Annotated in this window: 17 protein-coding genes and 4 tRNA genes; 12 read left to right on the top strand and 9 right to left on the bottom strand. The window is 44.0% G+C overall.

What is annotated here, in order from left to right; all coding sequences use genetic code 11:
- The first annotated feature begins 67 nt into the window (after positions 1–67).
- Together pif1 and MN210_RS08185 are read left to right on the top strand one after the other, a co-directional pair.
- Positions 68–2,047, top strand: coding sequence for an ATP-dependent DNA helicase Pif1 (gene pif1 / locus MN210_RS08190; RefSeq protein WP_338412029.1), 1,980 nt, complete (start codon positions 68–70; stop codon positions 2,045–2,047).
- A gap of 105 nt (positions 2,048–2,152) precedes the next feature.
- A complete protein-coding gene (locus tag MN210_RS08185; RefSeq protein ID WP_338412028.1) occupies positions 2,153–3,382 on the top strand; it encodes a type I glyceraldehyde-3-phosphate dehydrogenase in 1,230 nt (409 codons plus the stop codon).
- Positions 3,383–3,462: 80 nt separating this feature from the next.
- Here MN210_RS08185 and MN210_RS08180 read toward each other — a convergent pair.
- The 5 genes from MN210_RS08180 to MN210_RS08160 all read right to left on the bottom strand — a co-directional run bounded on the left by MN210_RS08180 (position 3,463) and on the right by MN210_RS08160 (position 5,149).
- Positions 3,463–3,553: transfer RNA gene (locus MN210_RS08180), tRNA-Ser, on the bottom strand.
- A gap of 190 nt (positions 3,554–3,743) precedes the next feature.
- Positions 3,744–3,834 (bottom strand) — tRNA-Ser (locus tag MN210_RS08175).
- Between the two features lie 109 nt (positions 3,835–3,943).
- Entirely contained in the window at positions 3,944–4,279 is a 336-nt protein-coding gene (locus MN210_RS08170; RefSeq protein WP_041773710.1) for a CopG family transcriptional regulator, read from the bottom strand.
- A 359-nt stretch (positions 4,280–4,638) separates the two neighbouring features.
- Positions 4,639–4,714 (bottom strand) — tRNA-Asn (locus MN210_RS08165).
- Between the two features lie 359 nt (positions 4,715–5,073).
- Positions 5,074–5,149: transfer RNA gene (locus tag MN210_RS08160), tRNA-Asn, on the bottom strand.
- Positions 5,150–5,441: 292 nt separating this feature from the next.
- On the opposite strand from MN210_RS08160, the gene MN210_RS08155 reads away from it, so the two are divergent.
- From MN210_RS08155 to uvrB, 4 genes are all read left to right on the top strand, one after another.
- Positions 5,442–6,008, top strand: a complete 567-nt coding sequence (locus tag MN210_RS08155) for an acyl-CoA thioesterase (protein ID WP_011960779.1) — start codon at positions 5,442–5,444, stop codon at positions 6,006–6,008.
- Positions 6,009–6,059: 51 nt separating this feature from the next.
- Positions 6,060–6,668, top strand: a complete 609-nt coding sequence (locus MN210_RS08150; RefSeq protein ID WP_338412027.1) for a DUF2059 domain-containing protein — start codon at positions 6,060–6,062, stop codon at positions 6,666–6,668.
- Between the two features lie 134 nt (positions 6,669–6,802).
- Positions 6,803–7,498 carry a DUF2059 domain-containing protein gene (locus MN210_RS08145; RefSeq protein ID WP_155587625.1) on the top strand — a complete coding sequence of 232 codons (696 nt, stop codon included), beginning with the start codon at positions 6,803–6,805 and terminating at the stop codon, positions 7,496–7,498.
- A 201-nt stretch (positions 7,499–7,699) separates the two neighbouring features.
- Positions 7,700–9,817, top strand: coding sequence for an excinuclease ABC subunit UvrB (gene uvrB, locus MN210_RS08140; RefSeq protein WP_155587624.1), 2,118 nt, complete (start codon positions 7,700–7,702; stop codon positions 9,815–9,817).
- 119 nt (positions 9,818–9,936) lie between these two features.
- On the opposite strand, the gene nirD is transcribed toward uvrB, so the two are convergent.
- Together nirD and nirB are read right to left on the bottom strand one after the other, a co-directional pair.
- Positions 9,937–10,314: a nitrite reductase small subunit NirD gene (gene nirD, locus MN210_RS08135; RefSeq protein WP_155587623.1), complete on the bottom strand. Its 378-nt coding sequence runs from the start codon at positions 10,312–10,314 to the stop codon at positions 9,937–9,939.
- Positions 10,315–10,410: 96 nt separating this feature from the next.
- Positions 10,411–13,053, bottom strand: a complete 2,643-nt coding sequence (nirB, locus tag MN210_RS08130; protein ID WP_338412026.1) for a nitrite reductase large subunit NirB — start codon at positions 13,051–13,053, stop codon at positions 10,411–10,413.
- A gap of 359 nt (positions 13,054–13,412) precedes the next feature.
- Here nirB and MN210_RS08125 point away from each other — a divergent pair, with 359 nt between their 5' ends.
- From MN210_RS08125 to cobA, 6 genes are all read left to right on the top strand, one after another.
- Positions 13,413–14,915 (top strand): NarK family nitrate/nitrite MFS transporter, encoded by a 1,503-nt coding sequence (locus MN210_RS08125; RefSeq protein WP_110816715.1) that lies wholly within the window; start codon positions 13,413–13,415, stop codon positions 14,913–14,915.
- 389 nt (positions 14,916–15,304) lie between these two features.
- Positions 15,305–17,308, top strand: a complete 2,004-nt coding sequence (locus MN210_RS08120) for a bifunctional protein-serine/threonine kinase/phosphatase (RefSeq protein WP_425605649.1) — start codon at positions 15,305–15,307, stop codon at positions 17,306–17,308.
- Positions 17,309–17,402: 94 nt separating this feature from the next.
- Positions 17,403–18,878, top strand: a complete 1,476-nt coding sequence (locus MN210_RS08115; protein WP_338412024.1) for an NAD(P)/FAD-dependent oxidoreductase — start codon at positions 17,403–17,405, stop codon at positions 18,876–18,878.
- A 190-nt stretch (positions 18,879–19,068) separates the two neighbouring features.
- Positions 19,069–20,064 (top strand): IS4 family transposase, encoded by a 996-nt coding sequence (locus tag MN210_RS08110; RefSeq protein ID WP_338412830.1) that lies wholly within the window; start codon positions 19,069–19,071, stop codon positions 20,062–20,064.
- A 107-nt stretch (positions 20,065–20,171) separates the two neighbouring features.
- Positions 20,172–23,162 (top strand): molybdopterin-dependent oxidoreductase, encoded by a 2,991-nt coding sequence (locus MN210_RS08105; protein WP_338412023.1) that lies wholly within the window; start codon positions 20,172–20,174, stop codon positions 23,160–23,162.
- A 127-nt stretch (positions 23,163–23,289) separates the two neighbouring features.
- On the top strand, positions 23,290–24,231 hold the full coding sequence (cobA, locus tag MN210_RS08100; RefSeq protein WP_338412022.1) for a uroporphyrinogen-III C-methyltransferase: 942 nt from the start codon (positions 23,290–23,292) through the stop codon (positions 24,229–24,231).
- 116 nt (positions 24,232–24,347) lie between these two features.
- Here the strand turns inward: cobA and MN210_RS08095 are convergent, their stop codons facing one another.
- Together MN210_RS08095 and MN210_RS08090 are read right to left on the bottom strand one after the other, a co-directional pair.
- Positions 24,348–24,740: a hypothetical protein gene (locus tag MN210_RS08095; RefSeq protein ID WP_241878187.1), complete on the bottom strand. Its 393-nt coding sequence runs from the start codon at positions 24,738–24,740 to the stop codon at positions 24,348–24,350.
- Between the two features lie 103 nt (positions 24,741–24,843).
- Positions 24,844–26,256: an aspartate ammonia-lyase gene (locus tag MN210_RS08090; RefSeq protein WP_338412021.1), complete on the bottom strand. Its 1,413-nt coding sequence runs from the start codon at positions 26,254–26,256 to the stop codon at positions 24,844–24,846.
- Positions 26,257–26,451 lie beyond the last annotated feature (195 nt).

Raw genomic sequence — 26,451 nt, 5'->3', positions numbered from 1 at the left:
GTGGCTTTGTTATATTTAGCCTTTGACCATTTTTTCTTATTTAATTGATACATAAAAGACAGCATACATGAAACAAGCGACCGCACTGGATATTTTAAAAACGGGCAAGAATGTATTTTTGACCGGCTCTGCAGGCTCAGGAAAGACCTATACGCTAAATGAGTATATCCATTATCTACGGGCGCGCCGTGTGCCAGTAGCCACCACAGCCAGTACCGGCATTGCTGCGACCCATATGAACGGTATCACCATCCATAGCTGGTCAGGGATTGGCATCAAAGATGAGCTAACTGAGCGTGATTTGGTGAATTTATCTCGCAAAAAAGTGCTCAAAGATAGACTGCAAGAAACGGCGGTACTGATTATTGATGAAATCTCTATGCTGCATGCCAAGCAGTTGAACTTAGTCAACCAAGTCCTAAAGCACATGCGCCAAAACGATAAGCCCTTTGGGGGAATTCAGGTGGTGGTGGCCGGTGACTTTTTTCAGCTGCCGCCTGTGGGCAGCCGAGGTGAGAGTAACCGCGATAAGTTTGCATTTATGTCGCAAGCTTGGCTAGATGCCGGCTTTAAGATTTGTTATCTGAGCGAACAGCATCGTCAACAAAGCGGTGAAGGAGAAGATGCTCAAATCACACTGGATAATATTCTCAATCAAATTCGAGGTGAAAACGGGGTATCCGCTGCGGCCATTGCAGCCTTGCAAAACACCTTTTACCAAGATGTCGATGTCAATCGTACTCGGCTATATACTCATAACGTCAACGTTAATAAAATCAATGAGCATGAGCTGGCATTGTTAGAGGGCGAAACCGTCACCTACAATGCCATTGCTCATGGTGATAATAAACTGGTAGAAACCCTAAAGAAATCAGTGCGTACCAGTGATGAGCTGACCCTAAAGACGGGTGCTAAAGTGATGTTCATCAAAAATAATAGCGAGCTTGGGGTGTCAAACGGCACCATGGGCGAATTGATTGGATTTACCACCATCAAACCGCTCAAGTCGAGCATAGCGACCATTGATGATGGCAGCGCAGATGAGGATGGCTCGGCAGAAGCCCTAGATGAGGCTCTAGAAACGTTAGAGGATGCTGAGGCGTTGGCGCACAATGAATCTGATAAGCCCTTAGTCTCTACTGATCGCTATCCTATTGTCCGACTTAATAGTGGCCGGCAGGTGATCGCTGAGGGCGAGGAGTGGATAGTTGAAGATGAGAGCGGCGAGATTTTAGCCAGTTATACTCAGATCCCCCTGACGCTGGCTTGGGCCATTACCATCCATAAATCACAAGGCATGACACTAGATGCTGCCGAAATCGATTTATCCAAGACTTTTGAGCTGGGTCAAGGCTATGTGGCCTTATCTCGCTTAAAATCGCTTGAGGGTCTAAAGCTATTGGGTATGAATGATTTAAGTTTACGCTTAGACCCCTTAGCACGTGGGGCGGATTCACGCTTTAAGGATCTGTCTTTAGAGGCGCAGCAAGCCTTTGAAGATATCGAGCGTGAGGTACTACAAGAGTCGCATGAAAGATTTGTGATTGCCTCAGGCGGCACGTTAAATAAGGCCAATATTGCCGCCTTTGAAAAAGAGTATAAAAACCGCAAAAAAAAGCAGGCGCAAAAGCTGGCTCAAAAAGACAAGCTAAGCAATCAATTAAGCGATCACTCTGAGAGTACCTTAATGGCCACTCGTATCTTGCTAGAGGAGAGCTTAAGCATTGCTGAGATTGCTCAAAGTCGAGGGCTGGCTCAGTCGACCATTATGGGGCATGTGGCGCGTCTTCGACGCCAAGATCCAAGCTTAAACTGTGAGCATTTGCGCCCAGATGAGGCAATCTTAAATAAAGTCAGTAAAGCGGTGGATGCCATTGTTGCTGCTGGCGATCCTAATGATTTTAATGCAGCTGATGACAGCACTCAAAGCGTGAAGGGCGGGGATGACTTTGATAAACAGCGTATCAAACTGCGTCCTATCTATGAGTATTTAAAACAGCAAATAGATTATAATACCATCCGCTTAGCGCTTGTCTTTATTGATTGATTCATGGAGGGATCAGCGTATTTATTCATCAAGTCCTGTCTGCTCTGATGGGTCTGAGCTTGGCGTGATCCCTCCTTATTGTGTATTTAATATTAAGTGGTTGTTATGTCTTCTTTTGCCGCACCAAGCTTAGAGCTGTCCGCTTCAAGCGCTTCTTTGTATCCTCTTACCCAGCCATCGCAGGATGATACCGGCGAGTATCGACCGCTGCGTGTTGCGATTAATGGGTTTGGTCGTATTGGCCGTAATGTACTGCGCGCTTTACTTGAGCGCTTTGAGGTACTGGGCAAATTGGTACACATTGTGGCCATCAATGATGTGGCCGATGTCGATACATTGCTGCACTTATTACAATTTGACAGCACCCATGGCCGATTAAGCCGATTGGGGGTGAGTGCCAGTATCAAATCAATTGATAAAAATATTGATGTAAGCGGTGAGGTACTGAGCGCTGAGGCCAATCATCACGCCACTAATATCAATAGCGCCCATTTAGCCAATCAGTTGTGTTTATCCAAAAACAACACCACGTATTGTATTGACCTATTAAGTACCGAACAGCCGGAGCACTTGCCGTGGAGCGCACTGAGTGTGGACGTGGTATTAGAGTGTACCGGTCATTTTCGGTCGTATGAAGATGCCAGTCGCCATTTAACTGCTGGCGCCAAGCAGGTCATTGTGGGCGCTGCACCTTTTGATAAGGTCGATGCCAGTATCGTGATGGGTGTCAATGATGCTGAGCTGACGCGTGATTTGCCCATTATCTCCAGTGTCTCTTGCACCACCCAGGCGTTGGTACCGCTAATTTATGTGCTAGATAAAGCCTTTGGTACGCAGTCGGTAATGATGACTGAAATCCATGCGGTCACGGCCGATCAAAACGTATTAGATCAGCCACATCGAGACAAGCGTAGGGCGCGCGCTTCAGGGCACAATATTATTCCTACTACCTCAAGCAGCATTGCTGCCACCGAGCGCACTTTACCGCATATGTTGGGCAAAATTAATGGTCATTCGATACGGGTTCCAACCATTGATGTCGCCGCTATTGATGTCAATTTAGTCTTTGATACAAGTGTCAGCTTAGAGGAGGTGAGAGCGGTGCTAAAAGCTGCGTGTGAGCCAGGCAGTAGCCTATATGGCATTATGGGCTATACTGACCTACCCTTAGTCTCCAGCGACTTTATACATCAGGCTGAGTCACTGATCATAGATGGCCAGCAGCTAATGCAAGTGGGGAGTCAGGTTAAGGTCTTTGCCTGGTACGACAATGAGTGGGGTTATGCCAATCGCTTGTTAGACATGTGTTTGCATTTGCAGCAAGCACGCCCGTAAACGATAAATGACATAAGCAACAAGAGTAGAGGATACAACACATAAAAAAAGCCCACTTATTAAGTGGGCTTTTTAGTATCTGGCGGAGTCGGAGAGATTCGAACTCTCGAAGGGCTATGAACCCTTGCCGGTTTTCAAGACCGGTGCATTCAACCGCTCTGCCACGACTCCAGTAGGTCGCCTATTATAATGAATTTTTTTTTGAATGCAAGGGTGTAATGGCAGATTATTGATTTATTGAGCAATTATTTTTGTATGGGGCGTCTATACAGTTTGCTTTCTTATTTTGGACATCGCATTTTAGGTATAAGTTATGGCCATAAAAAAAAAGCCCACTTAATTAAGTGGGCTTTTTGGTATCTGGCGGAGTCGGAGAGATTCGAACTCTCGAAGGGCTATGAACCCTTGCCGGTTTTCAAGACCGGTGCATTCAACCGCTCTGCCACGACTCCGTAGGTGCAGTATTATAGAGTGTTTTGGCGGTATTGCAAGCACTATTTTTTAATTTCTACAAAAAAAGTTCAAGACGCTACTGATTTTAGGTCTCAAAAGGTATCAAGGCTATTTTTTTGGCTCTAATTGCTCTTCGAGTAAGCCTTTGGTCTTGAAGCTGCTGTGAGTGTCAATAATGGCTTTTTCGATGATAGAGGCGCTCACGCCATTAGCGCGTAATTTTTCGATAAATACCTCATCATCAGCCAAGGTATAACCATCATTATCTCTATCTAGGCCTTGACGGATATAGAGTCGAATTAAACCCTGAATACGTTTAAAACCATGCTCTTGAGCCGTCTCAGTTAGCAAGGTAATCATCTCTTCTGAAAGACGAATGCTAATAGGGCGGGTGATCTTTTGTGGATGGTCAGAGAATTTATTGCGAATATGTGGAGGGATCATAGCCATATCAGTTCTTTTTGGTTAAATAAGTCTATTTATTATAGGGGAATTACAAGCTAACACAAACTTATGTGCTAACTTGGCAGTTTTGCCGTTCTATAACTTATCTTAAGCCAAAACTTAAATTATCAAGCTTTAGACAAGATAGCCTACAAAACAACACCTTAAGGCAATAAATAGCATAAGATGGGCAATATATTAAACAGCTATCCATACGCCTGATAGTCAGAAGCAGGGGTAACCCGTCAGCATCAAGCTGGAATAAATATAAACGCCATAAAAAAAGTCCTAATCAAAGATTAGGACTTCCTGAAGGCTTTAACATGTGGTGCTATAAAGAGGTAAAGCCTTTTAAAATTTGGCTCCCTAACCTGGGCTCGAACCAGGGACACACGGATTAACAGTCCGATGCTCTACCAACTGAGCTATTAGGGAAGAACTTAATTGATACTTCTTTTTAAGAAGTGGTCTTAACTAAGTGATGCGTATTTTAGACAATGTCGGGGTGGGTGTCAAGCACTAAATCAAAAAAAAGTGAATAAATTGATAAATATAGCGCAAATTTATTACTTTGTTTTAAAAAGATGCTTTTTTTTACCCTGACGGTCAACTGGCATCCAGCAGCGAGCATTAAATGACAAAGCCTACTGCAATATATTGAAAACTTAAACCGCAAAATTTACAAGCGTCGTTAGCCAATGCTAATTACCATACCTGCCACTTCGGCTAAAAAAAAGTCCCTATCATTTAAGATAAGGACTTTGGCATATTGCCATAAATGTATTGCTAGAATTTGGCTCCCTAACCTGGGCTCGAACCAGGGACACACGGATTAACAGTCCGATGCTCTACCAACTGAGCTATTAGGGAATAGCTGGGTTAACGTGCTTATGTGTTAAGCTGTTTGCGTTAAGTGGGGCGTATTCTAGCAGATAAAATTTAGGCGTCAACCCTTTTTGCAAAAAAAATTCAAGTTTTTGTCATTTTTTTATATTTTGGCTGCTTTTTGACACAAATTGACTAAAAAGTAACCGATGAGTGTTAAGTTAAGACCTGTTTTGATGTCAGAATTGACGGTAAGCTAGAGTAGAGAGCTTTGCTTGTTATCATTAACAAAAAAAGGCTGATTTGTTTGTCCATCTATTTTGAAAAAAGGAATCCTATGTCACAAATTAATACCTCAAGTACAGCAGTAAGCGCTCCGCTTAAACATGAATTGTATATGTCGGTGCTAATGACCCCCGATATGGCAAACTTTATTGGTAATGTACATGGTGGCGATTTGCTAAAAATGCTCGATCAGGTGGCTTATGCCTGCGCCAGTCGCTATAGTGGTAGTTATGTGGTGACCTTATCGGTGGATCAGGTGATGTTCTTAGAGCCAATTTATGTGGGCGAGCTGGTCACTTTTGCTGCCAATATTAATCATGTGGGCAGAACCTCGATGGAGGTTGGAATACGTGTAGAGGCTGAAAACATCCAGCAGCGAACAGTACGCCACACCAACAGTTGTTATTTTACGATGGTGGCAGTGGATGAAAATGGTAAGCCCACACCTGTGCCGCCTCTAGATATTAAGAACCATTTGCAGCAGTGCCGCTTTGATGCTGCGATTGAGCGCAAAAAAATGCGTCTAGAGCAGGCCAATCGTCCTGGCTGCGGCGTAGAGTCTGCGGGCAATTTATCGGGCGCAGCTAAGCCCAGTGATCAATACAATGAGCCAAAATAACTTTAAATGGATAGACTCAACTTATAAAACCAAAGCGTAAAGGGATACTTAATGAAAAAAATATTGGCTCAAAGCTTAGTGTCAGTGACCAGTGTGGTGCTGATGGTAGTGACGCCAGCATATGCTGAATTAACCATCAATAGCTCAGCGAGCAAGACGGCGCCAAGCTCAATAAAGACGCTTAGTCATGCTCAACAGGTGCCCTCAGAAGCCTCATTGATTAAGCTGCTTGAAGTGACTCGTATGGCAGATATGATGCAATCTATGTCGAGCACTCAAAGTGAGATGATGTCGCCTATTATTGAGTCTGCATTAAAGCAAAAAGACTTAGCACAAATGACCGATCAGCAGCGCCAAGAGGTGAGCCGGGTGTTGACCCAGTATTCTCAGCAGCTGCTTGCTGATACCAATCAGGTTTTGCTAGATGTGGCTCAAAAACAGTTTGTTGGTGTGGCAAAAAAGCACTACACGCAAGCAGAGGTTGATGCGCAAATCGCTTTTTATAGTACAGAGGTCGGTCAAAGCATACTCGATAAGCAGCCTAAACTGATGCAAGAGTATATGAAAGTGCTTGTGCCGGAGGTGATGCAGGTGACCAATGCCACGAGTGAAAAATTAATGCCAAAGCTGATAAAAGACTTGGACGCTATCTTAAAATAGCCGCCATCTGTGAGCGGTAATGAGCGGTAAGATGCTGTAACGCACTGTCAGTAGTACGCTGGGCAGCCGACACATAAAATGGGGCTTGGATGTTGTAATAATTAGAATTTGTAATAAAAATTAGGTGACTATTTATGTCAATTTTTCATCCTTTTTTAACATCGGCATCTAAGCCGCTACTGAGGGTAGTGCTGGTGTCCGCTATGGCAGCCGCTTCAGTGATACCTGCTCAAGCTGAGCTGATTATTAGTAGTACAGGTAGCAGTGCGGCCAATCAAGGGGTCGCCACTCAGCCCGTTGACTCACAAGCGCCGCATGACGTGCAGCTTCAAAAGGCTCAGAGCAATCAGGTACCCTCTGAGGCTTTAGTTATTAAATTGATGCAAGTGATGCACATTGATGATCAAATCGATGCCATTGTGAATGGTCAGCAAGCTGCGAGAGATATCCTAAATAGCCAAGAAGATAAAGCGGCCAATGACACAGCTGGTCTTAATAAGCGTCAACGGGAATTGGCTGAAGGCTTACAAGGGATATTGGCTCAGTATGGCAAAGTCTTAGGGACACGGATGAGCAGTACAGCCAGTCGTGAAGAGCTGACGGCTGCTTATATCAGCGCTGCACGAGCCCATTACACCCAGCAAGAAGTACAGGCGCAAATTGGCTTTTATGACACCCCAGTGGGTCAAAGCATCTTGGCAAAAAATCCTAAGGTGAGTGCTGATTTTCTGCAAGCTGCCCTACCCAGTGAGGAAGAGATGCAGCAAACGCGCGGTGAGCTAGAGCAGATGCTACCGCAGATCAAACAGATCTTTAAAGATGTCTTTTAACTAAAATTATTGTTTATCAATAAAAGAGCGGCTTGATTAAGTGGCTCTTTTTTTTGGTTCAGCATATCCATTTTATGAGAATAAATAGATCAGGGTAATGGGCCTATGGCGGATAATTTGCTGAAGCGCAGGGCTTTAAAACGCACACTTTTGTCCCCATATTAGAGGCAACAAACACCGATATCAAAAAAGACAATTATTATGCGAATGCCTGAACCTAGATCTTCACGTCAATTAAATCAATTGGCCACTCAATTGCAAGACGAAGCTGAGATTACAGGGGTTAATGCCTCCGGTACCCTGATTTCCAGCCGCGCTTTTGAAATGGTAACGGACTTTGAGCCTGCTGGCGATCAACCACAAGCCATCGAAAAGCTGGTAAAAGGGGTTGAGGCTGGCATGGATGCCCAGTTATTGCTTGGGGTGACTGGCTCTGGTAAAACCTATACCATGGCCAAAGTGATTAGTGAAACACAGCGTCCAACCATTATTATGGCGCATAATAAGACATTGGCCGCCCAGTTGTATGGAGAATTTAAGTCCTTTTTCCCTAATAATGCCGTAGAGTATTTCGTCAGTTACTATGATTACTATCAGCCTGAGGCGTATGTCGCAGCCAGTGATACCTTCATTGAAAAAGACAGTGCCATTAATGATCACATTGACCAAATGCGACTGTCTGCGACTCGCGCTTTACTAGAGCGCCGTGATGCGATAATTATCTCTTCAGTGTCCTCCATTTATGGTTTGGGTGACCCAGAGAGTTATTTAAAAATGCTGTTGCACATTGTTGTGGGTGATGTGGTAGACCGCAATGCCTTAATTAAGCGATTGGTTGCGCTGCAATATACCCGTAATGAGCTTGATTTTGAGCGGGGTACTTACCGCTTACGTGGCGAGCTTTTGGATATCTATCCTGCAGAATCTGAGCAATTGGCAGTGCGTATTAGTATGTTCGATGATGAGGTTGAAAAAATCAGTTGGTTTGATCCATTAACGGGTAAGACTGTACGTAGTGTGCCGCGCATTACCATTTATCCAAAATCTCACTATGTGACGCCGCGTGAAAAACTAGAGGCCGCCAGTAAGACCATTCGAGCCGAGCTTGATGACAGATTGGAATATTTTAGAGCCAATGACAAGTTAATTGAAGCTCAGCGGATTAAAGAGCGCACCCAGTACGATCTAGAGATGATACAGCAGCTGGGCTACTGTAACGGCATTGAGAACTACTCGCAGCATCTATCGGGTCGTCCTGCCGGCGAAGCGCCACCTACCTTGTTTGATTATATTCCTCCAGATGCGCTACTTTTCATCGATGAATCACATGTCACTGTGCCCCAAATCGGAGCCATGTATAAAGGTGACCGTTCTCGTAAAGAGAACTTGGTGAATTATGGTTTTCGCTTGCCCAGTGCCATGGACAATCGTCCAATGAAATTTGAAGAGTGGGAAAGAATTAAACCGGCAACAATTTTTGTGTCAGCAACGCCTGCGCAATATGAGCTTGAACACAGTGAACAAATTGTAGAGCAGGTAGTGCGTCCAACCGGTCTTATTGATCCTGAGATTGAGATTCGACCTGTATTAACCCAAGTTGATGATGTGTTATCAGAGATTACCAAGCGCCGTGACGTCAATGAGCGGGTGCTAATTACCACCTTGACCAAGCGTATGTCAGAAGATTTAACCGATTATCTAAAAGAGTATGATGTCAAAGTGGCTTATCTGCATTCTGATATTGATACTGTGGAGCGGATGCAAATTATCCATGAGCTGCGTACCGGTGTGCATGATGTGTTGGTCGGTATTAACCTGCTACGCGAGGGTCTAGATATGCCTGAGGTGTCACTGGTGGCCATATTTGATGCCGATAAAGAGGGGTTTTTGCGTTCAGAGCGCTCGTTGATTCAGACCATTGGCCGGGCAGCTCGTAATTTAAACGGTAAGGCTATTTTATATGCCGATAAAATTACGCCCAGTATGCAAAAGGCGATTGAAGAGACAGATCGTCGCCGCGAAAAACAAATTGCCTTTAACAAAGAGCATGGCATTACGCCTAAATCTGCCACCCGTAGTATTACCGATAAGATTGATACTGGTGAGGTAGAGGAGGATGTAAATGACAATCAGCCAATTCCAAGTAGCAGTGGCTTGCCGGATGTGGATATTGAAATCTTACGTAGTCCAGACTTGCTGGCCAAAGAGATTAATCGGTTAGAGAAGCAGATGAAACAATTCTCCCGTGAGCTTAAGTTTGAGGATGCTGCAAAAGTACGTGATAAGGTGCTGGCGCTTCGGGCTTATATTGTTCAGTAAGTATATTTAAGTTAGGCTCAGTCATAGGGTTTTTATCATAAACGCCCTAAAATAAAAAAGGATAAAAGCCTGTCTTTTATCCTTTTTTGTTAGATTAAATGGTCATGTTTTGGACAAAATTAGGCCGCCATGGCATTTTTTAGACTGACCATAACCTGATCGCCATCAAGGCTGACTTCGTATGAGTCTAATTTTACGGTTTCATCGTCTAAGCATTGTCCCGTGGCCAAATCAAATCGTTGCTTATAGATGGGTGAGGCGATATAGATGACCTCGTCTTCTGACACGCTACCATCTTCAAGCTCAGTCTTGACAACAGTGCCCCCAATCAGACCACGAGAGAGGACATTGGCATTACTAAAAGGGTCAAGATTATCAATGGCAAATAATTGATTGTCCTTGGTGCGAAAAATAGCCACTTGTTTGCCCTCTATGAGCGCACAAACGCCGCCTTCAGGGATAATATCGTTCAAAGTACAGATAAGTTGAATGGTCATAATGACGTCCTTTTTTAGTCGGGTGAGCGTAACAGTTGGATAAAAAGCTGGATAAAAGCTGGATAAAAAATAGTGGCTTGGGTGTAATTAGGATGATTAAACCACGGCCTCTACCGCTTCTTTTTCGAGCTCAGTCGCAGGGCGAATTTGTTCACGTTCAGTCACAAATACCACATTGTCATCACCTAGCTCGCTGTTAACAAAATGACGGAAGCGTTTTAACTTCTCTTTGTCAGTAATGGTTTCTTTCCATTCGCAGACATAATTATCAACCAACAACTGCATTTGATCTTCAAGCTCTTGAGCAATACCTAAGCTATCTTCGATAATAACTTGTTGTAAATACTCTAATCCGCCTTCTAAGCTTTCACGCCATTTTGAGGTGCGCTGTAACTTATCCGCGGTTTTGATGTAAAACATCGTGATACGGTCGATATATTTGATTAAGGTCTCAGTGTCTAAATCGGTGGCGAATAGCTCTCCATGACGAGGTACCATGCCACCATTACCGGCCACGTATAAATTCCAGCCATTTTCGGTAGCAATAACCCCAAAGTCTTTTGATTGGGCTTCGGCACACTCTCGGGTACAACCGGAAACCCCCATTTTGATTTTATGCGGTGAGCGCACCCCCTTGTATCGGTTCTCTAAAGTTAAGGCTAAGCCGACGCTATCGGCCACACCATAACGACACCAGTTCTCACCAACACATGACTTAACAGTACGCAGTGATTTACCATAAGCATGGCCAGTTTCGAAGCCTGCCTCTACTAAGCACTCCCAAATATCAGGCAATTGTTCTAACCGTGCCCCAAATAAATCAACCCGTTGACCACCGGTAATTTTGGTATAAAGGTTAAAGTCTTTGGCCACTTGACCCAATACGATAAGTTTATCAGCGGTAATTTCGCCGCCAGCCACACGCGGCACAACAGAGTAGGTGCCATCCTTTTGGATATTGCCTAAGTAGTAATCGTTGGTTTCTTGCAGCGGCGCAAGCTCTGTTTTAAGGACATAGTCATTCCAACAAGACGATAAAATGGAAGCCACTGCAGGTTTGCAAATCTCACAACCACGGCCTGTGCCGTGCTGTGTTAATAAATCATCAAAGGTTTTGATGCCTTTAACACGTACTAAGCCATATAACTCTTGGCGAGAATAAGAAAAATGCTCACACAGATCATTATTGACCTCAAAGCCAAGGTCGGTTAATTGATAAGCCAGCACGTCTTTCACCATAGGGGCACAGCCGCCACAGCCTGTACCTGCTTTGGTGCAGCTTTTGACATCTGCCAGTGAATAAGCCCCGTCTTCAACCGCACCACAAATGGCACCTTTAGATACATTAAAACAAGAGCAAATGGTAGCTGTATCAGGAAGGTTTTCAATGCCCATTGAGGGTTTTTCAACATTGGGTAAAATCAAGCTCTCTGGATGAGCGGGAAGGTCGATGTCATTTAAGAATAACTGCAATAAATTATTGTAGTCTTCGGTATCACCCACCATGACAGCGCCCAGCAGCTTTTTATTATCGCCACTGGTAACCAGCTTTTTATAGATGCCTTCATTGGGATTTTGATAAATGTAGCTTAGGCTGCCCTCAGTTGTGGCATGAGCGTCGCCAATACTGCCCACATCAACACCCATTAATTTAAGCTTGGTGCTCATATCTGCGCCAGTAAAGGTTTGCTCAGTGTCACCCGCTATTTGAGCGGCACATATACTGGCCATGGCATAACCAGGGGCGACCAGACCAAAGACTTTATTGTCCCAAACTGCACATTCACCGATAGCATAGATATCTTCATTATTGGTCTGACAATGATCATTGATTAAGATGCCACCACGGCCTCCTAAAGTGACTCCGCACTCAGGATTACTTCTCATAATGCCATCTTGCGGACGGATGCCGGCACTAAATAAGATTAAATCGGTATCTAGTTCGGTATCATCTGTAAACTTCATGGTTAAGAAAGTATCTTTTTCTAGATGCACCTCATTTTGACTGTCTTTTTGATGGATGTCATGGTGTAAGGAAACACTGCGGTTATGAACAATTTCTTTGGTGTTTTTTCCCGTTAATACGGTAACGCCCAATGCTTCAATCTTCTTCTTTAGGATTTCACCACCAGCAGGGTCTAACTGAACACCCATCAACTGAGGGGCAAATTCAACCACGTAAGTATCAAGCCCCAAGGTTACCAATGCTTTGGCAGCCTCTAGCCCTAACAACCCGCCACCGACGACCACCCCTTTTTTAGCACTGGGTTTTTGGGCGGTTTCAAGAATATCATCCAAATCAGCAATGGTACGATAGACATGACAATGAGCATGATCACCACCTTCAATAGGGGGCACAAACGGGTATGAGCCGGTTGCTAAAACTAGCTTTTTATACTCAACACTTTCGCCGCCTTCTACGGTCAGGGTATGAGCCTCGCTGTCAATATCTACAATTTTCTTATTTAGATGCAGATGAATCCCAGTGGCATCATAGTCAGCCATATCCACTAGGTTTAGCTTGGTGGCATCTTTATGTTCAAAATAGCTTGATAAATAGACACGATCATAAGCTGGGCGATCTTCTTCAGCAAAGACATGAATGTCATAGGTGGTGTTTAAGCCAAGTTCAATGGCCTTCTCTACAAAGTGATGCCCCACCATGCCGTTACCGACCACAACAAGGTTAGGTTTGTTTTTTTGTTTACTATTTATATTACTCATATTTGCCTTAATCATGAATGTGTCCTTTAGTGGGTGTCTAGTAGCTATTTTTAATCACTTATTAAAGTGAAAGCCACTTAGTGCCTACCGTAATACATTCAATAATCATGCCAGAGCTGACACTTTATGAATTTAAAATACAAATCGAGTGAATAACATCTATAAGAGTGTGGGGAATAAGAGCGGTGTATGCGCACAGATGCACATGCTTTGGGGAATTAAATCAGTACCTGGCACAGAGCTTGCAACCAATTACATTAAGTAACTGTTAATTTGTTTTTTATTTTTATTTTATTTGAATTAATAAATTAATGTAAAGCCGTCTGCAACTAAAGCGTTAACTACAGACTATTATTCATACAAGGAAGCAAAGCATGTCGTCCGCAACCCCTGTGCCACCTAGCAAGGAAAAACTCAATGTCTTATCCTTCGCTGGTAAAAATAAAATCCTTCATTTAGGTTGGATGGCATTTTTCCTCACTTTTTTCGTATGGTTTAACCATGCTCCTTTTCTCTCCGCGATTGGAGAGACCTTGGATCTAACCAAACAACAAGTTAAAACCTTACTTATTTTAAACGTGGCTTTAACCATTCCAGCACGAGTCATTATAGGAATGCTTACTGATAAGTTTGGGCCCAGAATCGTTTACACCTGCATTTTAGCGCTTGGTGCGATACCTTGTTTTACTTTCGCATTTGCTCAAGACTATACAACACTTGCCTTATCGCGCTTTATTCTAGGGTTCGTGGGGGCAGGCTTCGTCGTCGGGATTCGTCTCATCAGCGATTGGTTCCCTGCCAATGAGCTAGGTGCTGCAGAAGGTATCTATGGCGGTTGGGGTAACTTTGGTTCTGCCGCAGCAGCCATGTTATTACCGACAATAGCCATCGGTTTTGCTGCTTGGTTTGGCGGTGATGAAGGCTGGCGTTATGCGTGTGCCACATCTGGCGTCGTCATGGCTTTGTATAGCATATTATTTTATAAATTCGTACGCGATACCCCAAAAGGCTCAACCTATTTCAAACCAAAAAAATCTGGTGCCATGGCAGTAACCTCAAAGGGTGACTTCTGGTTAATGATGATTTTTAAATTGCCTATGTATTTGGCTCTAGCACTTCTAGCCTGGAAGCTGTCTCCCGCTGGCGTAAGCTTACTTAGCCAAAGCGCAGTAAACTTTATCTATATCGGTCTGGCTTTACTGTATGTTTATGAGTTTGTGAGTAGCTATCGCTTTAATAAAGAGGTATTCACCACCGAAGTACCAGAGTCACAGCGTTATGATTTTAAACAAGTAGGCGTGTTAAACATTCTTTATTTTGCAACCTTTGGTTCAGAACTGGCAGTGGTGTCTATGTTGCCCCTTTTCTACTTAGAAACCTTTGAGGTATCTGTGGTTGCTGCAGGTCTATTGGCGTCATCATATGCCTTTATGAACTTAATGTCTCGTCCTGGTGGTGGTTGGTTAAGTGATAGATTTGGTCGTAAAAGTACCTTACTTATTTTAACGGCAGGTCTGGCAGTGGGGTATTTCTTAATGGGTATTGTTGACTCAACTTGGCCCATTGCTTTAGCCCTTTTAATTACTATGTTCTGCTCATTCTTTGTGCAAGCGGGTGAAGGCGCTGTATTTGCGGTCATTCCTTTGATCAAACGCAGCATGACAGGGCAGTTTGCGGGTATGACCGGCGCTTATGGTAACGTAGGGTCAGTGGTTTATCTTACTGTACTAAGCCTAGTTTCTTATCAGACCTTCTTTATGGTTATCGCAGTCACCGCCGTGATTGGATTTTTGGCTTTATTCTTATTAAAAGAGCCTTCAGGTGTTATCGTAGAAGAGATGCCAGATGGCACCTTTGCTGAAATTAGTGTGACCTAATGGAGACATCTATTAGATTTTGAGTGGAAAATATCAGCTGATATCAAGTGAGAGCATTGATTTAAAACGTTAAGCTGTATTTTAATGAGATTTAAAATGAGGTATAAAGCCGGCGTATAGGTTTTATACCTCAACTTGCTTCTATAAGCCACTTGCTTCGATAGCTATCAGGTTAAACACGTAAGCGCTAAGCCTTAAATGAATGAGCAATAAATAAAAAACTTAGCAACATAAACACTAACTGCTCAAAACTTAATAAAGGATGACCAGTGGCTACCCTTAAGACAGTATCTGCCAAACCTATCCATAAGATCAAAGCCCAAGCTGCTACCTGCACCGCTGAGGGTAGGCCTAATCAATCCGCAGGATGGTGGTTTGATTTTTATAGCATGGCTGGGCGCAAGTTGGAAAATCAAGACAGTCTACTGATCAGTACGTGTTTATTAAATCATCTAGATGAAATCAAGCTGCAAAATAAAAATCAAGCGCACAAATTAAGCCTCAAGCCAGAGCATTTGCCTGTGCTGTGCGTATTGGCTGATGGGGTTAGTGCCTGTCAATTCCCTAAGCAAGCCAGCCGATTGGCGGTTGAGATCATGACTGACTATGTCATAAAAGGCCTAAATCATATTTACAATCAAGCGTTAGCTGAAAAACAGCAGCTTAATCAACACCTATCCAAACAGATTTTTGATGACGAAAGTGTGGCTGGTATTATTAAGTCAGCCGTCATTAAAGCCAATGATTCAATGTATTTTTCACAGTCCTATCAACGTGTTGCACCATTATTGTCCACATTATCAGGGGTGTTGTGCATTGGTGATAGAGTGCATCTATTCCATACAGGCGATTCACGAATTTATCGTCTCAGTAAAGACAGTATGGTGGTTTTGAGCGAAGATCATCGCATTCATCATGGGCAGGACAAAGGTGCATTATCAGCAGCTCTTGGTGCAGATACCGGCGTAGATTTACAGCAAACGGTGTTTACCATGCACCAAAATGAATATTTGGCGTTGATGACAGATGGGGTTTATGAACATATTGACCCGATAGAGATGCAATTTGAGTTTAGTGCAGCGGCCACTCAATTAGAAAATACACCTAATTGGCATGACTTAAAGCATTGGCATTTAAGCCATCAGCTTTGTCAACATGCGTATGCTGAAGGCAGCAATGATAATCTAAGTATCATTATGCTTGGCATGGGACTCGCATCAGCGATTAAGATTAACAGCAATACACAAGGGATGAATAATGACGGCGAAATATTCATGGATGCTCGCAACAAAAAAAGTCATATACCCATTCAATATAAGTTACCAACTGGCCTGCGGGTTGGGGACAGTATCGACGGCTTTGAGGTAACCTCTATCATCGCTAGAACCGCCCGCAGTGAAGTGTATTTGGTAGAAGATAGCTTAGGTCATGAGTATGTTTTAAAGTCACCCAGCCTAAGAGCTGTGGATGACGGAGAGTATCTGCGCAGCTTTTTAAAAGAGCGTAAAATTGGGCTGAGTTTATCAAAGCATCGGCGCGCTGGAGAAGCTGCTTACAATCAGACCAATCCCAACCTAATCCAACAAGTCATGCCGCCATTAAAGACGAAAGGTGCGACCACAACTTCTGTTGAAGTGACCACAACAGCCCTAGGTGGCTCAGCTCTTGGGGAGTCAGGATTATTACGTTACTATCCGGTACCTGCCAGCTCCATATATCTATATCATTTGACTGAGTACATAGAAGGGGAGAGCCTACGAGCGTTTATGGAGCGCAATGGTCCTTGTGATGTGTGGCAGACCCATGATTTGTTGACCAAAATTGGTATGGCTGTACGGGCCATGCACCGTAACTATCTATTGCATCAAGATATTAAACCCGAAAATATTTTATTGACCAAGTCAGGCGCGGTGAAGCTGATTGACTTTGGGTCGGTCGCTTCTTCAATTCTTAAAGACAACACTAGACCTCCGGTAGGCGACCTGCATTATGCTGCACCAGAATATTACACAGATGCCCCTAAAGGGGTGCATTCAGATTTGTTTTCAATTGCTGTCATCGGCTTTGAGCTGCTTACTGGTCATCGTCCCTTCACCTCACAAATGCTCATGTCAGCCTCTGCTGTCTTAGTGGTACCTGCCAATTTACTGCGTCAAAAACAAGTACCAGCCACCAGTCAGCAAGCATTACTGCGTGCTCTTCATCGCAATACCAACGTTCGTCACCAAGCAATTGGTGAATTCTTACAAGATTTTAATCCAGATAACAGCGCCTCATTATCTGATCCTGAACCGCTTATCAAAAGAAACCCTTTATTGGTGTGGCATAGTATTTGCTTGTTACAAGGCATAGTCATCCTTTTTTTACTGATTAAATTCCTGCCTAGTCTCTAGTTCGATGCGTCTACATGAGCCATCTAAGCACTTAGGTTGAGAACATAATGGGTAATAATTATCTCAACTGCCGCTTAAGTGGCTAAGGTCTCTCATGCCAGCTCCCGAAACTGCCAGCCCCACGATACGCTCATCAGCCATAAATGCTCAGGAGCATAACGACTCAGCTAATGGTGTGGTTATTATCGGGGCCGGTATGGCAGGCAGTCGCTTAGCCATTAAATTAGCCACTGTTTGGCAGCAAAATGACAGTAACACGCACAGCAATGGCCATCACAGCAACAACACTCAGGAAAATAAAGCGCCTAAAATCACTTTAATTAGTAAAGAGTCTGAGGTGGGTTATAACCGTATCATGCTATCTCCAGTCTTGGCAGGCGAGACCTCATTTGAAGACACCTATTTGTATGATAAAGGGGACTATGAAAGACTAGGTATTCATGTTCTAGCGGCAGTGGGTGTCGATAAAATTGATACCAACAATCAACAGTTGTCCTTAGACAATGGTGACTGCTTCAGTTATGGCAAGCTGGTCATTGCAACGGGCTCAACTGCTCGGGTTATCCCTTTTCCAAATCACCAAGCCAAAGGCGTTCACGTATTTCGGGACGTGGCAGATGTTGATTTGCTAAGTGAGTATGCCAAACAAGGTAAGACAGGCTTAGTGATTGGCGGCGGCGTGCTGGGCCTAGAGGCAGCTTGTGCCTTATCTTCGCAGGGGGCTGCTATGACGGTGATCCATGTCGATGATTATGTACTAAACCGTCAGTTAGACTTGCCGGCTGCACTGATGCTGCAAGAAGAGCTGGTCAGACGTGGTGTTGGGCTTGAGGTGTCTGCTGCATCGACCACCATTGAGGTAAACGACGCTGATGAAGTCGTGGGTCTAAGTCTAAAAGATGGCCGTACTTTGGCCGCTGATTTTATAGTCATGGCCGTCGGTATTATTCCGAATACTCAGTTGGCAGCTGATAGTGGTATTGAGGTGAATCGAGCCATAGTGGTAGATGAGAACATGCACACCTGTTGTCCGAACATCTATGCCATTGGCGAATGTGTCGAAATTAATGACGAGCTTTTTGGCATGGTATCGTCTGTCAATCAACACGTAGATAGCCTAATTCAAGTACTAACGCACCCTGCGATAGAATCAAATTGGTCTCCTTTTGTCAGCGTACCATTGGCATTAAAACTTAAGGTCTCAGGCATTGCTGTATTCTCATCAGGTCAAATTGAATTTGATGACGAAGAGCTGGCTGTCGTAGAGCAGATTGTTTATAGACACATTGAGGATAATCAGTACCACTGCCTATTTGTGAAGGCGGACCATTTAATTGGGGCTGTGTTGTATGGAGAAACTGGCGATGGCACTTTTTATAGTAAGCTGATTAATGAGCAAATTGATATTTCAAGCGTTAAACAAGATTTGATATTTGGGGCAGCTTATTGTCAATCAAAGCTTGAAAATCAAGACAGTGATAATGCTGCCATCAGCCCAGTGAGCACAGGTGAACAGACAGCTGTCACACAGCAAGAGACTGCCGCATTACAGACAATCGCCTGTGCCTAAAGAGTAGACGTTTTCTCTGCACACGACAAAAAAAACAAAAAAGTCTGTTAAAGCAAAGGCATAATAGTGATTTTTAAGACGAATCAGACCATGCCAAACTTTAACAGACTTAGTGAAACTTTAACCCAAAACCTGAGTATGAACAAGGCAAGAATCACATGTTTGAGCCTAATGATAATAGCCCTGATTACTGCTCAAAGCAGTAATCTTAAAAAAAATAGCAAGACACCTCCCTAAGGGTGGCAAGACCGACAGCCACTATCGCAGACTACAGCGATTTTTTGCCGAAGCGAGGATAGACTACGATCAATTAGCTTTAATGATATATCGACTATTTGGGCTAGGCAAAGTCACCTTAACCATTGACCGCACCAACTGGAAATGGGGTAAAAGTAACCTCAACATCTTTATGCTAGGGGTGGTATATAAAGGGATAGCCATCCCCTTATACTGGCAAATGCTAGATAAGCGAGGTAATACAAACCATCTTGAACGCTGTGAACTTATTGAGCGGTTTATCAAACAATTTGGCAAAGATAACCTTGAGATGATAGTAGCGGACAGAGAGTTTGTTGGCGAAAAATGGTTTAACTGGCTCACCAATAATCACATACCCTTTGCCATACGGATTAAGAAGAACAGTAAAGTTAAGAATCATCATGGCAAGTTGGTACAGATTAAAGAGTTATTGCGCCATGTTAGCCATCAAGAAACATATCGACATGGGCGAATACTGACTGTCGATGGTTGTTTGGTTCGAGTATTTGCCAAGCGTGATAAAGACTATGGTTTAGTGATTGTCGCAACCAATCAACTAGAAACAGTGGATGCGATGACAAGCTATGCTAAGCGTTGGGAGATTGAGACTTTATTTGCTTGTTTAAAGGGGCGTGGCTTTAATCTTGAAGATACCCACTTAACCCATCTTGATCGGGTCAGTAAATTAGTCGCAGTGAACGCCTTAGCATTTTGTTGGGCTTATCATGTCGGTATTTATAAAGACAAAGATAAGCCGTTAAAACGCAAGTTGAAGTCAAACGCTCGACCTCAAGCCAGTTTGTTTGTGCTTGGCCTGGATGTGTTGATTGAGGGCCTGCGCTTGGTGTTTTTTAACAATGATAAGACTGTACTTCGACAGTTAGTTAGCTTTTTAACCCCTAAACCTATGAAAATTGGGTGGGGATAATTTTTTTGTCGTGTGCAGAGAGACGTTTTATACAAAAGATATCAAAGCAAAATAGTGAGAATATTATCAAAAACAGTCAAACCAATTTCGTTGAAGTGACCCCCAGTGTGAATAAGATTAAGACCTTATTTCTCGACAATGACGCCCATGTTGCACCCGCCAGTCATGATTCTATACGTACGGTTCGCACGACTTGTCCTTACTGCGGCGTAGGCTGTGGGGTATTGGCCAGCGTAGATAACTCAACAGCTAAAGTCACGGTTAAAGGTGATCCACAGCATCCGGCCAATTTCGGTAAACTGTGCTCTAAGGGCAGCAATCTGGCTGAAACCTTGGGCGTAGAACGTCGCTTGACCCATCCTTATTATCAAGACAAACTGGCGGCTATGAATGGCCTATCTCCTAGCCCATCCCTAACAACCTTATCGACATTAGTAGATAACGATACGGTAATAAAAGCCGTAGATTGGGAGACGGTGCTTGATGATGTGGCCCATCGTTTAAGCCGTACCATCACAGAACATGGCCCCCAAAGCGTAATGTTTTATGTGTCGGGGCAACTACTAACTGAGGATTATTATGTCGCCAATAAGCTAATGAAAGGCTTTATTGGGAGCAATAATATCGACTCAAATTCTAGATTGTGTATGTCATCGGCGGTGGCCGGGCATAAAAGAGCGTTCGGAGCAGATTTGGTTCCGGGCAGTTATACCGACTTTGAAGATTGTGATTTGTTGGTATTGGTAGGCTCTAATATGGCTTGGTGTCACCCCATATTATTTGGCCGATTTTTAAAAGCCAAACAAGAAAATCCTAATAAAAAGCTGGTGGTGATAGACCCTAGGCGCACAGACTCATGTGAGTTTGCAGATTTACACCTGCCTTTAGCACCGGGGACTGATACCCATTTATATAACGGTTTGCTTAAATACTTAACAGACAATGGCCATAAAGATGCCAGTTACGCCGCAAAGTGCGAAGGCTTAGAGGCAGCATTGGCTGCTGCTGAAGCTTGGACACTGCAAGCCGTGGCCAGTGCTACCAAGCTGACGGTCGAGCAAGTTGAACAGTTTTATCAGCTGGTTGCCGCCAACAGCAAGACCGTCTCTGCATTTAGTATGGGGGTGAACCAGTCCAGTAGTGGGACGGATAAGGTGAATGCCATAATCAATAGCCATTTATTAACGGGACGTGTTGGCAAGCCTGGTGCCGGTCCTTTTTCATTAACTGGTCAGCCCAATGCCATGGGCGGGCGTGAAGTAGGCGCCTTAGCTAATCTATTGGCGGGGCATTTAGAGCTGGACAATGCTGAGCATCGCCAAGCGGTTGCTGAGTTTTGGCAGTCGCCTGAGTCGATTAGAGCCAATACCGGTATCAAAGCCTGTGATGCTGCCGATGCCATATTATCAGGTAACATAAAAGCCATTTGGATTGTGGCCACCAACCCAGTGGTAAGCTTGCCAGAAGCAGATAAATTTAAAAAGGCTTTGGCCGAGTGCGACCTAGTTATCGTCTCAGAGTGTTCAAAAGACAGTGATACCATACGCTGCGCAGATATAGTTTTGCCCGCGCAAGGATGGAGTGAAAAATCTGGGAGTGTGACCAATTCTGAACGCCGAATCTCTCGTCAACGCAGCCTTATGCCAGCTGTGGGTGAGTCAAAACCGGACTGGTGGATTTTTGCTCAAGTGGCAAAACGCATGGGATTTAAAGGGTTTGAATACAATGATCCTAGTGAAATTTTTTTGGAGCATGCCGCCTTAACCAGCTATCAACAGCATAACTATCCTCGCCAGCTGGATTTATTGGCCGAGATAGCCGCTCATGGCCAGCCTTATGAATCTATGCAGCCGCTACAATGGGGGGGAAAACATATTGATGTTGTCCATGCTAATTTTAAGCATAAAGCACCGAGTCTTATCGCCATTACACCGCCCAAACAAGCCGGTGCTGTTAATAAGTTTCTGTCCGCAGATGGTGTACATATAGTGCCCAGTGATAATACCAGCCTTCCTTTGCGATTAATTACAGGCAGACTGCGTGATCAATGGCACACCATGACGCGAACAGCTTTAGCGCCTAAGTTGAACCAGCAGCAATCTGTACCTACGTTAACGCTCCATCCTAAGGCCGCTAAAAATCTAGGCGTCCTTGATAATGACTTTGTCTGTATTGGTGCACAGACAGACTTTAAGACCCAAGCTTCAAAAGTAATGGCACAAGTTGCAGTCAGTGATGAGGTGCGTATGGGGGATGCCTTTATGCCCATGCACTGGAGTGATGCTTTTGCAAACTTGGCCAGAGTAGGGACGGTAATACCCACGAAAGTTGATCCAATATCGTCACAGCCTGAGCTGAAAAACTCAGCAATAATGGTCACACCCGTCAACATAACTACTTTTGGCCGTATTTTAGTGCATTTAGATTGGCTAGAGGCTGTATTGGTGCAATTACGTCAACTGTCATCGCAACAAGATAAAGCAGGGGTGCCAAAACTCATTTGGAGTATCAGTCGTCAACAAGACAGCGTGTTAATTCATTTAGCGACAGGTAGTGAGTCTGTCGGCAGTGAGTGGTTAACCTTAGCATATTGGCAAGATTTTGTAGCACGGATTGCTAAAAGTACCAAACATAAGCCTATGGCAGCTACAAACTCACTAAACAGCAGTATGATGATGAGTGAGTCTGATAAACAGTTACGCTTTGTGGTTCGTCAAAATGCAGATACAAAAAATCCTACTGTTGACACTGCTAAACAGCATTTAATCATGACGATTTATATCGCTCCTAAGCGAGAGCAACTGCCCAGTATTCATTGGTTAAACAGCTGTTTTGCAGATATGAGCAAAGTGCCTTCGGTTAAATGGTTGCTAGCAGGAAGGCCGGCAAGCGGCTATGTGGATCCAGGCCGTTTAGTCTGTGCGTGTATGGGGGTGGGCGAAAATACCATCATTGATGCCATTACCTCTCATGGGTGTAACGATGCCAGTGACGTTGGCAAATTATGTCAAGCGGGAACCAACTGTGGCTCATGTGTGGGCCAGATCAACGAGTTGATTAAAGCGCACAGCCCCATTAAAGAAGCGGCTTTGGCTTAAGGTTTTGCTTAAGGGGATTATAAGCGCTCTTAGCTTAGCGAGCGTATATCAATGAACCTGGCATGTTAGTTGCAGCATACTTAGTATGAGTCACACTACATTTTAAGATGCCAGGAGCATACCCAGCATGACCAAGGCGATACAGCTAGATCCTACCCTGTCACAATCTGCTTTAAAAAATAAGTTAACAAGACCTGACGATGTCTCAAATCCCGCAACAAAAGGTGCCGTATATTTGGTAGGGGCAGGGTCTGGTGATCCTGAATTACTCACTCTAAAAGCTTATCGTGTCATGCAGCAAGCGGATGTCGTTCTTTATGATAGCTTGGTATCACAGGACGTTTTAGACTTGTGTCATCCTAGCGCAACTAAGGTTTTTGTTGGTAAACGCTGTAATAATCATGCGATGCCACAAGCGGATATTAATCAGCTGTTAGTGCGTTATGCTCAAGCTGGTAATTGCGTGGTTCGTTTAAAAGGCGGCGATCCTTTTATCTTTGGCCGAGGCGGTGAAGAGTTGCAGGCTGTGGTTGATAATGGGGTGTATTTTGAGTCGATACCTGGGGTTACCGCTGCTAGTGCTGCTGCGAGTAGTACGGGTATTCCCTTAACTCACAGACAATGTGCGCAGTCCGTCAAATTTGTGACGGCTTTTAAAAAAACCAATTGTCCAAATCAAGACTATAGTGAGATGCTAGAACCTTCTCAAACAGTCGTGCTGTATATGGGGTTGAATCGTCTGGCCGGACTTACGGAGGGCTTGATGCAAGCAGGGCGAGACCAACTGACACCGTTTGCTGTAGTCAGTCACGCAAGCTTACCGACGCAGCAAGTGTTAATTGGCACCTTACAAGATATCGCTTCAAAGCAAGCCATGGCCAAGCTACCGACGCCGGCCTTACTGATTATGGGTGATGTGGTAAATTTATATCAACAGTTAAGCCACTTTAATTTGGCAGATCAACGAGCTCAAAGCAGATTTATCACTGAGCAATATAAGGGGCACGGTCGTAAAGGCTTGGAAACGGGCAGTGATGAGACTGTGATTGAAGGCGACTTGGTGGTTTAATATAGGACAGGGATTAAAAACTAACGTTTAAAGAAAAAAACAGAGAAAAACAAAAGAGAGGCGTGTTGACGTCTCTCTTTTTTATTTCGGCTATAAGAGCAGTGCTGTATAACGCCTTATTTAGTCAGGTTGGTATAGCAAGTTTGTAAGGATTTGGCGACCACTTTTGTCACCAACTGCGCACGATAGGTAGGGTCTAAAGCGGCATTGGTCATATCAACCACAGTCACTTGCTGCGGGGCTTGCTCACTGACGCAGCCACAGATTTTGGTTTCAGCGGCTTGTTCTTGCTCAGGTGTCATTGCCACACGGGCCAAGCGCCAAGCGCTTTGTTTTTCAAGCTCGCTACGGCACTGAGCATCTACTGCGGATTTAAAAATATTCATGCCCACGTTAGTAGCTGTACCCACGGCATTGCCTGCATTGGTTGTGCTACTTGTACCTGTTGAAGCGCAGCCTGATAGTGCCAAAGTTGCCATCATAGCTGAAGCTGCCAGAATCTTTTTCATAGACCAAGTCCTTGAAGGTTATTAAAGTAAAATAGGCTACTTAAAAAAAGGCAGATTATCAATAGATAATCTGCCTTTTTGTGCCTGTTGTTGCAGAATCGATTTAAGCTTTATTTTTTAGCAGCGGATACACCATGTTTTCAGGTGAGATAATCTTATCAAGTGTGGACTGATCTAACAGTTTTTCTTCTAGTACTATGTTGTACACACTGCCGCCACTTTCTTGCGCCTTTTTGGCAATTCTTGTCGAAACTTCATAGCCCAAATGCGGGTTAAGCGCTGTGACCAGACCAATATTGCTCAGCACTTGCTGACGACAATAATCTTCATTCATCTCAATACCATCGATACAGCGAGTCGCAAAGGTTTCACAGATATTACCCATCATAGATAGGCCGGTGAATAAGTTGAACGCCATCACAGGTTCAAACACGTTCAACTGCAATTGTCCCGCCTCTGATGCCATAGCAATGGTGTGGTCAATACCCATCACATGAAAACACGCTTGGTTGACCACTTCTGGAATGACAGGGTTAACCTTACCAGGCATGATAGAGCTACCAGGCTGCATTTGCGGAATGCGGTATTGTCCTAGGCCGGCGCGCGGTCCAGAAGATTGCAAGCGAATGTCATTGGCAATCTTTGATAACCGGGTAGCGAGTAGGCGCAAGTTACCTGATAGTGCGACATAGACACTGGTATCTTGGGTGGCTTGTACCAAGTCATCTGAGGTGTAATAGGGTTTACCCGTAAGCTGCCTTAGAACCTCAGCACAGGTTTCAGGATAATTAGATGGCGCATTAATGCCGGTACCGATGGCAGTGGCACCCATGTTAATCTCATACAACAGCTCCCGCACTTGCTCAATGCGCTTTTTTTCAGCCTTAATCATGGTGGCAAAGGCATTGAACTCTTGTCCCGCTGTCATTGGCACAGCATCTTGTAAGTGAGTGCGTCCCATCTTTAAGCGATCGCCTAAGGCTTGCTTTTTATTTAAGAAGCTCTCAAGCAGGATGTCCATCTTAGCAAGTAAGCGTTCACAGTAGTGATCTAGTGCCAGCTTTAAGGCGGTGGGGTAGGAGTCGTTGGTCGATTGTGACAGGTTTACGTGGTTATTCGGATGTAAATACTGATACTCGCCTTTGTTGTGACCCATAATCTCTAACGCACGGTTGGCAATTACCTCATTAACGTTCATGTTGGTTGAGGTACCAGCCCCACCTTGGAACATATCAATAATAAATTGATCGTGGTATTTGTCTGCAATTAAGTCATCACAAGCGGCGCAGATGGCATCTTTAATTTTCTCATCCAATACGCCTACTTTATGGTTGGTAATGGCTGCCGCTTTTTTTACGGTAGCAAAGGCTCTGATAAATGGGGCAAATTGGTGCAAGCGCACACCACTGATGGGGAAGTTTTCAAAGGCACGTAGGGTTTGAATGCCATAATAAGCATCAGCGGGAATATCACGATTGCCCAGAAGGTCGCTTTCTTGACGAGTAGAGACAGTCATACGTATATCATCCTAAAAAGAGGTCTTAAACAAGTTAAGCCTTATACCATAGCACAGTTAAAAAAATAATTAAGCTGAATAAAAGGTTTTGATTACCATGATAGATAAAGGTTATGTATCAATGGCTTATATAGAAAATAGATAACTTATAATTGGCTATGGCGACAGATTGTATGAGGCCAAATAAGAGCCGAA

This window comes from Psychrobacter raelei (assembly GCF_022631235.3).
Classification (GTDB): Bacteria; Pseudomonadota; Gammaproteobacteria; order Pseudomonadales; family Moraxellaceae; genus Psychrobacter; species Psychrobacter raelei.
The sequence above is the reverse complement of the archived record's forward strand: the minus strand, read 5'-3'. Positions and strand labels throughout refer to the sequence as shown.